This window comes from Ureibacillus chungkukjangi (assembly GCF_003217295.1).
GTDB classification, from domain to species: Bacteria; Bacillota; Bacilli; order Bacillales_A; family Planococcaceae; genus Ureibacillus; species Ureibacillus chungkukjangi.
This window is the reverse complement of sequence record NZ_QJTJ01000018.1, coordinates 61945-74713: the sequence shown is the minus strand read 5'-3', so window position 1 is coordinate 74713 and position 12769 is coordinate 61945. Positions and strand designations below refer to the sequence as shown.

At 37.2% G+C, this 12769-nt stretch carries 14 protein-coding genes and 1 riboswitch; all 14 genes read right to left on the bottom strand.

Annotation, left to right across the window (positions count from 1 at the left end; all coding sequences use genetic code 11):
- Positions 1–143 precede the first annotated feature (143 nt).
- Entirely contained in the window at positions 144–1169 is a 1026-nt protein-coding gene (locus BJ095_RS12985) for a hypothetical protein (protein ID WP_235867664.1), read from the bottom strand.
- Positions 1170–1552: 383 nt separating this feature from the next.
- Positions 1553–1804, bottom strand: a complete 252-nt coding sequence (locus BJ095_RS12980) for a hypothetical protein (RefSeq protein ID WP_107935704.1) — start codon at positions 1802–1804, stop codon at positions 1553–1555.
- A gap of 55 nt (positions 1805–1859) precedes the next feature.
- Positions 1860–2648 carry an energy-coupling factor transporter transmembrane component T family protein gene (locus BJ095_RS12975; RefSeq protein ID WP_107935702.1) on the bottom strand — a complete coding sequence of 263 codons (789 nt, stop codon included), beginning with the start codon at positions 2646–2648 and terminating at the stop codon, positions 1860–1862.
- Positions 2632–4356 (bottom strand): ABC transporter ATP-binding protein, encoded by a 1725-nt coding sequence (locus BJ095_RS12970; protein ID WP_107935700.1) that lies wholly within the window; start codon positions 4354–4356, stop codon positions 2632–2634. The genes BJ095_RS12975 and BJ095_RS12970 overlap by 17 nt, the downstream gene beginning before the upstream one ends.
- Complete coding sequence (locus BJ095_RS12965; protein ID WP_107935698.1) at positions 4337–4942, bottom strand: ECF transporter S component; 606 nt, start codon at positions 4940–4942, stop codon at positions 4337–4339. The genes BJ095_RS12970 and BJ095_RS12965 overlap by 20 nt, the downstream gene beginning before the upstream one ends.
- Before the next feature lie 70 nt (positions 4943–5012).
- On the bottom strand, positions 5013–5615 hold the full coding sequence (locus tag BJ095_RS12960; protein WP_107935696.1) for a YkoF family thiamine/hydroxymethylpyrimidine-binding protein: 603 nt from the start codon (positions 5613–5615) through the stop codon (positions 5013–5015).
- Between the two features lie 138 nt (positions 5616–5753).
- A riboswitch (TPP riboswitch) is annotated at positions 5754–5859 on the bottom strand.
- Between the two features lie 128 nt (positions 5860–5987).
- Complete coding sequence (locus tag BJ095_RS12955; protein ID WP_107935694.1) at positions 5988–6509, bottom strand: YfiT family bacillithiol transferase; 522 nt, start codon at positions 6507–6509, stop codon at positions 5988–5990.
- A 543-nt stretch (positions 6510–7052) separates the two neighbouring features.
- Complete coding sequence (locus BJ095_RS19460; RefSeq protein ID WP_146223219.1) at positions 7053–7223, bottom strand: rhodanese-like domain-containing protein; 171 nt, start codon at positions 7221–7223, stop codon at positions 7053–7055.
- An 84-nt stretch (positions 7224–7307) separates the two neighbouring features.
- Positions 7308–8585 carry an MFS transporter gene (locus BJ095_RS12950; protein WP_107935714.1) on the bottom strand — a complete coding sequence of 426 codons (1278 nt, stop codon included), beginning with the start codon at positions 8583–8585 and terminating at the stop codon, positions 7308–7310.
- Positions 8586–8647: 62 nt separating this feature from the next.
- Positions 8648–9307: an ArsR/SmtB family transcription factor gene (locus tag BJ095_RS12945; RefSeq protein WP_107935692.1), complete on the bottom strand. Its 660-nt coding sequence runs from the start codon at positions 9305–9307 to the stop codon at positions 8648–8650.
- 507 nt (positions 9308–9814) lie between these two features.
- Positions 9815–11215, bottom strand: a complete 1401-nt coding sequence (gene rlmD, locus BJ095_RS12940; protein WP_107935690.1) for a 23S rRNA (uracil(1939)-C(5))-methyltransferase RlmD — start codon at positions 11213–11215, stop codon at positions 9815–9817.
- Positions 11216–11430: 215 nt separating this feature from the next.
- Positions 11431–11973, bottom strand: coding sequence for an NADPH-dependent FMN reductase (locus BJ095_RS12935; protein WP_107935688.1), 543 nt, complete (start codon positions 11971–11973; stop codon positions 11431–11433).
- A gap of 66 nt (positions 11974–12039) precedes the next feature.
- Complete coding sequence (locus tag BJ095_RS12930; protein WP_107935686.1) at positions 12040–12498, bottom strand: carbohydrate binding domain-containing protein; 459 nt, start codon at positions 12496–12498, stop codon at positions 12040–12042.
- A 12-nt stretch (positions 12499–12510) separates the two neighbouring features.
- Positions 12511–12769: peptidoglycan-binding domain-containing protein (locus tag BJ095_RS12925; RefSeq protein WP_146223220.1), on the bottom strand; the 259-nt coding region annotated here is incomplete at its 5' end.

Here is a 12769-nt window from a genome sequence, read left to right as displayed (position 1 = left end):
CGCCACGGACACCCTTGCTCTTGGCTAACCTCTACTTCTGTCTTCGGGGTTCGGGACTTACACCCTATAGTTCATGCGCATGCCGGGCGCACAAGAAAAAGGCGATAAACCATATGGTTTATCGCCTTCTTACATGCATTGCTCTAATTTAATTTTTTATTATTTTTATCTCTAACTATTATTTTGTACGGTATTTCTTCTATCGAAAGCTCGTTTCTTTTCATTTCAATGATTTTCTCGACATATTCAGTTATTTGATTTACCTTTTCATCTGAATTCGAGAACCAGCTAGGTGAATCTAGCTCCGTCTTGATAATGATTTGTAAAGGGGCAGGATGAAAAGAATAGCCAAACCCTCTATATTCTTCAAATTTTTTATTTGTCTCATCAATTATCGCAGTAAAAATTGGTTGCCATTCTTGGTCTCTGATTGCGTTTTCACTTTGCCTTTTAAAATTTACAGTGAAATTCAAATCTGTTTTTGAAAGTATCCTCTCATCAATCAGCTTTTCGAGTGCTTCAATTTTCTCACTGTTCTCCAAATCAGCATTATTTCCCTGGAGCTCTATAATGATTTCATTATCCATATTCGTTGAAAGTGAATTATAATGATATCCCTTTTCCTCCAATAAAGCTGAAATCTCCTCATAAACTTTCATAGTAGATTTCCTTATCTGTTCTTCATCTTCACTTACTGCTAATACACGACTATCCAATGTCAGAAAATCAAGTTTAAAATCCTTAAAACCAGTCTCTTTTGACTTATTATGAATAATCTTTTCAATGCTGCTTCTATTTACATCTATATATGTCTGATCTTGAGCTTGTACAGTCAAGCTTCGTTCTTCAAACGAGAAGCTTAAACCAACTTGAAGTCCCTTATTATGTAGTTCATGGGCGGTCTCCGAAAAAAACTTGTCCAGCAATTCTTTTTCCTTTTCAGTTTCTTTCATACTTTTAGACAAAGCTTTTTCTAGTTCTTCCGCATTTACAGCTGTTGAATCATTTGAATTTTTGCTAAGTAACACAAAAGATATAGTAATTATGAGTAGCAACAAACTAAATCCGATTAGCACTTTTTTCACAATACCCCTCCCACTAAAAGGGTATGTCCACTTTTCTATATTATTCTTACTGGCGTTTCCTTCACATTTTGCAAATAGCTTCACCGTAAATTTGATCCTGTCTATTCTGAAGGACTAAACGCTAATGACTATCCAAAAATAAGAGGAAGAATTTCGCTTATTTATATAAATAGCCATATTTCCTTAAAAATAAAGGAAGTTTTTCCTTTTATAGGGGAAAAATCTTCGTAATTCACTTTGTTTAATGCAGTTAACGGAAAATCTTTCGCTTATTTTTGCTTCATAGGTGCTCTATATTACTATTAGAGGAAAATTCTCCTCTTATGAGTCTTCAAGGTCTATAGGAAATCAAAGTTATAAAATATAGATTTTGCTTTTTCAGAGTGTTATCTATAAATCGAAATAGTATACTTTCCATAACGATGAAAAGGCGCACTTCACTGAGAAATGCGCCAATGTCATTAAAGCTATATTACCATTTGAATTATTACCAAGTAAGCCAATGACATTAAACCTAGCAGGAAAACAAAGGATGCCAGTAGTAAAAGTCTCGTCTTTTTATTCGATACTATTCCAGTTTTAAATGAGGTAGATAATCCTAATAACAAACCTCCTAAAATCGCTAGTAAACCAAACAACGGATCAACCATGCTTCCCATCCATATCCCCATCATAAATAGCAATAAAGCAAAAGAAGGTATGATAATATTTACAGTCATAATGTTCTACCACCTTCAAAATTAAGTAATCCATAGAATAATTTCTCTGAATCATTCAATACTTTTCAAATTCTATCCCAAAAATATTTAAAATACCAAGCTGATAAGATATAAAAATACTCACTAAAAACATTCCAAAAAAGACACTAACAAATACCCAATCCCGTTTATTGATGGACATTTCATGATAATGTGTTCGGTCGCTTTCTCCAGTAAACCCTTTGGACTCCATAGCGAGTGCTACACGCTCCGCTTTTCGAATCGCATTCGCCAAAAGTGGAATGGCATAGCGCCGAAACTGATGCAAACGCTCTTTTACTCCTCTGGCTCTTCCAACACCTCGAATACGATGAGCTTGCTTTAACACCTGAAGCTCATAACGAAAGGTCGGCAAAAAACGATACCCTGCCAAAATCCCGAAGGTTAGCTTTGGTGGTAGCTTACATTGCTGCATTAAGCTTAACATAAATTTTGTAGAGTCTGTTGTTAAAATAAACAATAAGGATAATGCAGCGAAAGAAAGTGATCGTAGCCCCAATGAAATACCAGTCCAAAAGCTATCTGAAGTGACTTCTAACGACCAAAGTGAAAATATAACTTCCCCACCTGAAAATGTATCGCTAGGATGGAGCATCGTCATCCATGCGAAGCTTACTGCCAATAAAAGAAATGGTGAAAAAACTAAAAGCCAACGTTTAAACGAAATCTTGCCAAAGAGAAATGTTATAGCAATCGTAAATACTAAATAGATAAAAGGTGTTAGTGGGTCGAACGAAAATGCTAGAAGCAAAGCAGGAATCAATACTGCAAAGGCCTTCATCGTCGGATTAATGGATGTAAGCATGTGCCTGGTCATCCCCCTGTTCACCTTGATTGTTACATAGGCTTTCAAGCGCCCGATTTATCCTTATTCTGAAAGGGAGTCTAAGATTAGCTTCATAGATTAAATCTAGCTTCTCCCATAGTTCCTGAGGCTCGCCGTTGAACTTTAATTCACCTTCACTAACGACACAAACTCTATGACAATATTTGTCGACAAGATCCATATCATGAGTAACAAATACAATAGCAGTACCTTGTTTTTGCAGCGTCTGAATTATTTGCATTAACTCTTCTGTCGTTTTGGCATCTTGGCCAAATGTCGGTTCGTCAAACAGTAAAACACTCGGTGTCCCTTCTAGCATCGTTGCCACACTTAAACGTCTTTTTTGCCCACCACTTAATGCAAAGGGATTGCTCCATTTATGAGTTGTAAGATGAAAACGATTGAGCAGCTGGCTAACGTTTTGGTCTATCGCTTCCTGATTAACCTGGTTTAGCTTCATGCTGAACGCAACTTCATCATAAACAGTATCTGTTATAAATTGATGCTCAGGATTTTGAAATACATAGCCCAGTTCATTTCTCATTTCATTTTCTGACCACACTTCATATTTCTTGTTTAAAAGCAGACGACTACCTGTATTAGTCTTTAAAATTCCTGACATTAACTGTAATAGGGTCGACTTTCCTGCCCCATTTTTGCCAACAATAGCTATTATTTCACCCGATGATAGAGATAGATTAATATTTTGCAGGATGGACTTCTTTCCCCTTGAAAAGGAAACATTACTTAAGGATAAAACCTCACTCACCTTATCATCAAGTTGATAGGATGAATGCAGTTCCTTACGTAAAGGCAGCATTTCTTGGCCAATCGAATGCATCCATGAAACTAGACTCTTCTCGGAAAGGGGACGATTGCTTTCAAGAAGCTTACCCTCATAGGTATCGAGAGCTTCAACAATTCTTGGGATATGAATTCCTTCTTCTTTAACCTTTTTTGCTTCGTTATAAAATACATCCTCTGGAATCCCCTCTAGCAGCAGCTTCCCACAGCTATCAATGGCAATTACCCGATTCACTAGTGGAAGCCAATCATCTAATTGATGCTCGATTATAAACAGAGCAAACTCCCGCTCTTTCTTTAAAGATCTAATTAATTCAATAAACTCGAAACGGGAAGCTGGATCTAGATTTGCTGTCGGTTCATCCAAGATTAATAGTCTTGGTTCTAAAAGAAGAACAGAAGCAAGAGCTACCTTTTGCTTATTCCCACCTGATAATTCATGAATAGGCCGATGTTTTTCTTCAATAAGCCCTACAGCTTTTAAAATATCGTCTATCCTTCTAGACATCTCTTCTCTTGGTGTTTTGATATTTTCAAGTGTAAACGCTAATTCATTTTCCACCGTAACCATACAAAACTGACTTTCGGGATCCTGAAAAACAACTCCAATCTCTTGGTTGATTTCTCCCTTTTTAAAATGACTTAGAGGCTTTCCATTATATAATATTTGTCCATTTACCTTTCCTTCAACCGCTTCAGGGTAAAGGTTATTTAAACAAAGGGAAAGTGAGCTTTTACCAGAACCGCTTGGACCGATACAAAGAAGCGTTTCTTGTTCATGAATGGAGAATGTCAAATCTTTAAGCAGCTCCTCCTTGTCAGAATCATAACCAAACGAGAAATTCTCTACTGAGATGAGTGGCTTATGATGCTTTTTGCTCACGTTTTGTCTGCCACTCCTTTCCAAGTGTGTAGCTTCTTAGCACGCCAGTTTCTGCTAAACGTTCTGAAATCCACTTCCCTAGTAAACCAGCAATCAATGCCCCACTAATCACACGAACAATTAGCATCGAGCTAAGCAATGGCAGTGATAAGGCAATATATCCAGAATGATATAGGCCCCAGATGAAACTAAAGATAGCTGGACCAATTCCGGCAGCAATAAGAACACCCTTAGAATAATTACGATATTTAGTTGCAGCAAAAACCGACTCGGCACCAAGCCCTTGAATAAATGCTGAAACGATTAGCATAGGACCTGCTGGCGAGCCTAATAACACTTGAACACCACCCGCAATCGTTTCAGAGATTAATGCAGCACCTGGCTTACGAATGATATAAGCAGTAATAATTGAAACAATGAACCAAATACCAAAAATCACTTCATATCCAAATGGCCCTAAGCCAAATGGTGTTAAGATGTTGGTAATACCTGTCCCAACGGTGAAAAAGAAAAGGTAAATAACCGCAAACACGACGCCCAGAATTGCCATTAGGACAATTTCACGTAAATTCCATTTATTTAACATTTGCTGAACTCCTTAAAAAAATTCATATTTGTTTTCACATATCAAATCTGTGTTTCAATTAGCCTTTAAGTTATAGATGTTTTTTTGATGGGCTGTTCGCCGAAATTGCTGCAGTCATCGTCACATGACTTCTTTCATGTGTCTTGGATGCATTAACAAACGCTTCTTCAATTGTTTTAAACACAGCATTGGCATCCCCATCAAGACGGGATGCATAATGAACACCTTTCGTAAATGTTCCATGAGCCTTTGCAACTTCTACCTGATCGGCAATAACCTGCATATATTCGGGATTGTTCATAGGATAAAGAGCAAACTGAGTAGCCACCTCAACCTTTACTTTACTAGAGGCATATTCATTTAAACGCTCGTCATTCTCTGACATATAACTATCCCCTTCACTATCTCCAGGACAACCTACAGAAAACGTTCCATTAAAGACTACGTGTACATCCGTTTTGGCTGCATGTATGAAAATAGCCTTAGCCACATCAAATACGTGTTCACTTCGCCCTCTAATGCATGTACTAATGTCATCTGTTTCCATCCAAACCTTTCTCGCATCTACCTCTTTTAACGCTTTCATGATTACATCAATGAAATTGTCCGCCATAGGATAGATGGAAAAACGACACCCTACGATTCTACTTGTACCACAGCTTAAACCTTGCATTCTTTCTTCCTCCCATTTTGTAAATTGTTGTCCGTTTCGCCCACTATTTAAAAGGGAAGTATAGTCCATAAAAACACAAAAAAACTGCATCTCAAATAGAAGATGCAGTGAAATGTTATATAGAAAATACAAAATATAATGAAATCACTTGCACTTCCCCACGCTAGTATTACCTAGTTCTGGTCATGAGGGTCAGCAGGATTTTAACCCGCTTCTCAGCCTTACAGCACCCCTAGTGCGAAACGTATATTCAGTTGTCCCATTCATTGTACGACAAATCTTAACATTTAGAAATAATAATTTTCTATTTTTGGAAAATATATTCCTTAAAAGATACAATCTGCCTAACGGGAATCTCAATGTGAATGAAAATTACAATCGATTGTTTGGTTTTAAGGCGATTTTTATATGTGCTAAGTGATGCTCTTCGTGCCAAGCTAATTTTGCCATTTTATATGCAACCGTTATTTTACCATTCGTCTCGTGAGTAAAGACTCGATTTAATTGATCCTCAGTTAAACTATTGCCCAAAGAAACAACACGTTCATTTATACCTTCTAGCATTTTTATAGAAGGCTCGATTGGTAGCTCTGTATCTGGGAGAACTGCCCATTTTTCTTCATCAAAGGCTGGAATTGTTGGATTCTCGTCTGTTAAAGCAAGCTTCAAGCGTTGATACATATTCAGCTGCGAATCCGCAATGTGATGCACAAGCTGCCGAACTGTCCAGCTACCTTCACGATAAGTTCTACTTAAATCCTCTTTATTTATCGACTCGACAGTTTCTCTTAATCGAATTGTATAGGTTTCGATTTCTTTTAACCATTTTTGTACATGATGCAAAGTTACATTTTCAGGTACCTCTAGTTTCCCAATTGGGTTTCTTATATCCATTTTAAAATCCCCTTTTCATGATCTGGAAAAATTGAATTCCATAGCTTATGTATTATTTCGATGTGAATGTTGAAAATCCTTTTTATGATGGCTAGTGTTCTGATATAGATGGTGTAGAGGGAGCAACTTATTACATCATCAAGGTCATTAGCGACTACGGAAAAATAGACACTTAGAAATGAATAGAGCGATTGTAAATAAGCGAAGATTTTTCGGTTATTTACAAAAAGAGAGCTCATTTCAGGGTAAATAAGGGAAGATTTTCCTGCTATTATAAGAAAAATCGATCATTTCTTATTTTTCAAGTTATTAAGGGGAAATTCTTCGGTTATTCAGGCTATTTTCCACTTTATTTTCTAAATAAGCGGAATTTTTCCTGTTATTTAACAAGCCTAGCTCATGACCGGACCTCCAGCCATAACCGAGCCAAACCCTCCTTACTAAAATCCACATAGTCCTTAATTCACCGTTCCATAAAACTTTTCTCCCACAAAAAAACTCGAATACAAAAATCGTATCCGAGTCTCTAACATAAATAATCTATTATGCTTCAGTTTCTTCTAAAACCAATTCCGCAACACACTCTACGTGTGCGGAGTGTATGTCGCTAAACATATCCCCTAAAGGGATATGTTTAGCTCCCCAAATTTTGCCCGAAGCAACATCATTAGCCTCACGAATATCTATAATGTTTACCTTTTCTCCAGATTTCATTTCATCTCTAATTCTTTTGCTGTAATTTGTTTCATTAAAAAATCCTCCCTCTCGTTATTTTAATCCTTCTAGCAATGTACTTAGCTATTTGTTATTTTTACCGCCTATAGACCAAACCACAACTGGAATAAGTATCAGGGATAATATTCCACCTGCGAGTGATAACGTTTCATAACTTGAACCAGCAACAATCATTCCAGACAAGGCACCACCAGAAGCTCCAGCTAATGCAATTAAAACGTCCACTGTCCCTTGAGTTTTAGCGCGTGTGGAAATTTTAGTTGAATCAACAATAAGTGCAGTTCCACTTATCAAACCAAAATTCCATCCTAATCCAAGTAATGAAAGAGCGATTACTAGAAGTAACATCGAATCTGCAGGTGCAATCGCTGCTATCGTTCCAGCCAGAAGCAACGTAATTCCAGAAGCAATAGCCATCGCAGTTCGCCCTAGCTTATCAACAAGGATTCCTGTAACTAATGAAGGGAGATACATTGAACCAATATGAAAGCCTATTACAAGACCAACAGCATTCAAGCCATGTCCATGATGCTTCATATGGACTGGCGTCATTGTCATAATAGCTACCATTACAATTTGCGTTAGAACCATTATTGTTGCACCAAGAATTATGCCTCTTTTATTTTCTGTATGATGTGTTTTTGCTAAATGTTCATTTACACCAGTCTCTTGATTTGTTGTTTCTATCATTCTAGCAATGACAAATGGATCTGGACGAAGCATTATGAAAAGGACACCACCAGCTAAGATATAGGCGCCTGCAGCTAAAATAAATGGTCCTGCAAGTGATGGAATACCAATAGAAAGAGCAAAATTCCCCATTACCCCCACTAAGTTTGGACCCGCAACTGCACCAAATGTCGTGGAAACCATCGCTATACTTACTGCCGTCGCTCGCTGTTTGCTAGTTGCCAAGTCTGTACCAGCATAACGAGCTTGTAAATTCGTTGCAGTACCCGCACCATATACGAGCAGGGCAGCAAATAATAAAAGCACACTATTTAAGACAGCTGCAACTACAACTCCTATAGCTCCGAGACCACCTGTTATGAAGCCTGTCGCCAAACCAATTCTTCTTCCAAAACGGTTCGAAAGTCTTCCGACCGCTAAAGCAGCTCCTGCTGAACCTAACGTAAATAAAGCAGTTGGTAAACCTGCGAATGCATTTGTTCCAAGCATTTGTTCTGCAAGCAATGCTCCAACTGTGATTCCAGCAGCTAAACCTGCTCCACCAAACATTTGAGATAGAACGACTATGATTAATGTTCGGTTATATAATTTTTTTATTTTCTCTGGATTATCTATATATCCCTGTGCCAAATTATTAGTTTCACTGGCCATAGCAAACACCTACTTCCCCCAATTAAATTAAGAACATTACTTAACTAATTTCTATTTGCGAGTTAATTCAAATGTTCTTGAAATTCATTCCAATCTTGAACGCTTTGTTCTAAACGATAAGCATTAACACCATTACTCTTTAAAATTTCAACTGCCTCTACAGACATCAAGCAATATGGCCCTCTACAATATGCAACAACATCACAGTTCGTTGGTAAAGAAGTGAGTTTTTCCCCTAATTCTTCAATCGGTATAGAAATAGCACCTGGAATATGAGCATTTTCATATTCTTCTCTTGGTCGGACATCTAATAATAAAACTTCTCCTTTTTCCATCCGATCATTAAGTTCTTCAAGCGTAACTCCATTCATTCCTAAATTGGTATTTAAGAACTCTTGTTTTATTTGTTGGACTTGCACAAACTGCTTTTCCGACAAGGTATGCAAAGAATTTAAAAAGTCAGAAATAGCTTCGTCTGCTAACTCATAAATTACGAAATTACCTTTCTTCTGGAACTTTACCAATCTTGAATTAGCGAGAGTTTGTAAATGTTGAGATACATTCGCTACGGACATAGTAGTTGCTTTGGACAAAGATTCCACCGATTTAGGACCCTGAGATAAAATATCGAGAATTTCCAACCGTTTTGGACTTGAAAGGCTCTTACCAATTCTTGCGAACTCTTGATACAACAGATCCTTTAGATTTCTTTCATTGAACATTTTAAATCACCTTCTATTCAAGAATATTATTGAATAGTTGAATTGTAATTTTTTCAAAATTAAAAGTCAATTTTTTTTTACTTCACTTTAGTTAAACTGAGATTTGATTTGAAAATCTTCATTAATAAATTACCTATTACAAATATAAACTAACATTTACGGTACTCCATTCCATTGGATAGAAATCTGAAATAAAAGTACATGCCGCTCAAACTCAAAATAGCTTCTATTTCGATAAAATCTCTTTGTTTTAAATAAGTAACTAGTTAAAGGAAATAAGCGAAGATTTTTCGGTTATTTACAGAAGACAGCTCATTTCAGAGTAAATATGGGTAATCTTTCCTGTTATTTAACAAGCCTAGCTCATGACCGGACCTCCAGCCCAAACCGCTCCCCCTTTTTTTACTACAACGCAATTACCCTTAATTCACCGTTCCATAAAACTTTTCTCCCACAAAAAAACTCGAATACAAAAATCGTATCCGAGTCTCTAATCTCAATAATTTATTATGCTTCAGTTTCTTCTAAAACCAATTCCGCAACACACTCTACATGCACTGTATGTGGGAAAAGATCCACTGGTTGAACAATTTTTAGGACATAGCCGAATTGTTCTAGTTCTTTGATGTCTGTTGCGAATGTGTCTGGGTTACAAGAAACATAGACAACGCGTTCTGGTTTTGAACGGCCGATTTTTCGCATAACTTTGCCGCCTGCGCCTGAACGAGGTGGGTCAAGTAGTAGTAAATCTGGTGTTCCGAAAGTTTCTAGCACTTCGTCGATCCCTTTTCGCGCGTCTTTTGCTAGGAAATACGTATTGTCGATACCGTTATCTGCAGCGTTACGTTTTGCAGATTCGATCGATGATTCTACGATTTCAATACCTGCTAGCTCTCCTACTCGGCTTGCGAATGGTAAAGAGAATGTACCTACACCACAGAATAGATCAATCATTTTCTCAGTTTTCTTTGGCTTAGCCATTTCAACCGCTAAATCGACTAATTTTTGAGCTTGGACTGGGTTCGTTTGGAAGAAAGTATCGAACCAAAGGCGGAAACGGTAGCCATCCATTTCATCATAGATAAAGTCACGACCAGCTAGAGTGTGAGTTTTCTCTGATTGTGTACGGTCAGCCCAGTCTGTATTTTCTAGCCACATCAAGCTTTTCACTTGTGGGAACTTTTCAGTAATTCGGTTGATTAAATCAGCTGCCGCATCTTTAAGATGTGCTTCTGGTGCTTCAGTAGCAAATAAAGCAAGCATCATTTCACCCGTTACAAATGATTGTCTTACCATTAAATGACGTAATAATCCTTCATGCGCATCCTTGTTGTAGCCTGATAATTGATGAGATTTCACCCAATCAGCAACTTCCATAGCAGCTTGAACCATTTCTTTCCCTGCAATTAAGCATGATTCAAGAGAAATAATTTTTCTGAAGTTTCCTTGCTCATGAAGACCTAGAGAACCATCAATAGCAAATGTAAATTCCATTTTATTACGATAGTGCCATTGGTTTTCCATGCCGATTGTATCTTTAACAAGACTTGGATCAAATCCTTGTGATTCAACAGCCTCTTTTACATGGTTTGTCTTATGCTTTAATTGTCCTTGATAGTCCCAGTGCTGCCATACACATCCACCACATAAATCAAAATGTGGACATGGTGGCGCGATACGCTCTGGGTTCGTCTCTAAGATTTCGTCCAGCAATGCTTTTCTTCTTCTACGTTCAGGCTTATCAACTGTTACCTTCACTTTTTCACCTGGTAGAACTTGAGGGATAGTAAGGCGTAGCTTTTTTTGGTTCCCTAATTCATTTTCTCGCCAGATGATGGCACGTCCTGAACCTTTTTCATCTAACTTGCTAATATCTACAACTAATGATTCTCCTGTAGTAATTGTCAAATCTTTTTCCTCCTATTGAAGCATACTTATCTTTTAAGTTTATTGTTTTTATAAGATTAACGAATTCGCAACTTATTTTACACACATTATACTAGTATAAATGAGATAGCACCAAAATAGAAAGCATATATTTTTTGTAGATATTAACAGTGATAACAAAAGACCCTCCAAAATAAAAAACAAGCTGAGAAAGTAAATCACCTCTCACCTTGCTTTTAATTTTTTTGCTGAATATATTTTTGAATCGATAGTATTTCCTTTGCTAATTTTTCGAAGCGTAAATGAAGATTTCGATCATGTAAGTCATTTTCTTCATCAAAATAATCATTGTGTACAAACACATTATTGTTCGGGACTGTTGCTTTAAGGAATGTAAGGATTGATTTCAGATGATACTCCATAACAAGATAATGCTTATCTGTCCCGCCATTTGCGACCATTCCAACTGCTTTTCCCATCAACCCATCAACTGGAAGATGGTCTAGGAGGTTTTTTAGGACGCCAGATATTGAAGCTTGATAAATTGGCGTTCCAATAATGACACAATCTGCAGACAAAATAGTGTCAACTACTTTCACTGTATCTGCATTATAGAAGCTTAAAGGTGCCCCGTTCACAAATTCAACCTCGAAATCCTTTAGGTCTATTAACTCTGTCTCAAGCTTTGAATCGATTGCCTTAGCTGCCTGCAATACTTTAAAAACAGTCGTTAATGTTTTGTAGCCAACTAACGAACCTGAAATCCCGACAAGCTTCATATATCCACCTCAAAAGTTGAAAGCCTCAAATCCTTTCCCAAAGATTTGAGACTTCGTTTTATTTTATCATTCTTCAATAATTTGCAAATTTTTAAATGTGAAATCTGCACTTTCTTTTGATTTTGTAATAACCGAAGCATCTATCTGTGAGGAGGGACTTTCTAATGTAAAAGTCATTTCGTAGGCTGTCCAATCCTCGGTAAGTTCTACTTCCATTGTTTTTTCTTTTATATATTGCCCTCTAGCATTTGTTTCCTCCAGCTTAAGAATTACCCTGCCTTTACCCATTAAGGTAATTTGCATTTTAATGTTCTCACTCTTAAAGGCTTCCTGAGGAGTATAAACAAATCCTTCCTGCTCCTTTGCTCCTTCAGTTTGAACAAGATACTCCCCTTCCATTTTCTCCTGAACTGTCGCTCCAATACCAAAATAAGGGATTTCCGGTGTTTCTTCTGCAGCTAAGGTAAAAGGCTGAATTGATAAGAAAAGTACAATAGCTAATATTGGTGAAAGTATATTTTTCATTTGAAAATCCTCCTATTTGATAACGGAATCCATTTTACCCAAAGTTGCTGGACCGGCGATTCCATCTGCAGCGAGCTTGTATTTTTTCTGAAAAGCTATAACGGCATTTTTCGTTGCTGTATCATAAGTTCCAGTTGCTTTCCCCTTATAAATTCTAGCTTTTATTAATTTCGATTGCAAGTTGGTAACTGCTGTCCCCTTTGATCCTACTTTTAATACAGGGTAGCTTTTTGCAACGGCTTTGGTGGAAGTAGTTGCTTTAGTACTTGTT

Coding starts and splice junctions, on each gene's coding strand:
- BJ095_RS12955 (WP_107935694.1), bottom strand. CDS start 6,509: ATGGATATAAGAAACCCAATTGGGAAACTAGAGGTACCTGAAAATGTA.
- BJ095_RS12965 (WP_107935698.1), bottom strand. CDS start 4,942: ATGTTAAATAAATGGAATTTACGTGAAATTGTCCTAATGGCAATTCTG.
- BJ095_RS12945 (WP_107935692.1), bottom strand. CDS start 9,307: ATGTTCAATGAAAGAAATCTAAAGGATCTGTTGTATCAAGAGTTCGCA.
- BJ095_RS12935 (WP_107935688.1), bottom strand. CDS start 11,973: ATGAAGCTTGTCGGGATTTCAGGTTCGTTAGTTGGCTACAAAACATTA.
- BJ095_RS12950 (WP_107935714.1), bottom strand. CDS start 8,585: ATGGCCAGTGAAACTAATAATTTGGCACAGGGATATATAGATAATCCA.
- BJ095_RS12980 (WP_107935704.1), bottom strand. CDS start 1,804: ATGACTGTAAATATTATCATACCTTCTTTTGCTTTATTGCTATTTATG.
- BJ095_RS12930 (WP_107935686.1), bottom strand. CDS start 12,498: ATGAAAAATATACTTTCACCAATATTAGCTATTGTACTTTTCTTATCA.
- BJ095_RS12975 (WP_107935702.1), bottom strand. CDS start 2,648: ATGCTTACATCCATTAATCCGACGATGAAGGCCTTTGCAGTATTGATT.
- BJ095_RS12960 (WP_107935696.1), bottom strand. CDS start 5,615: ATGCAAGGTTTAAGCTGTGGTACAAGTAGAATCGTAGGGTGTCGTTTT.
- BJ095_RS19460 (WP_146223219.1), bottom strand. CDS start 7,223: ATGAAATCTGGAGAAAAGGTAAACATTATAGATATTCGTGAGGCTAAT.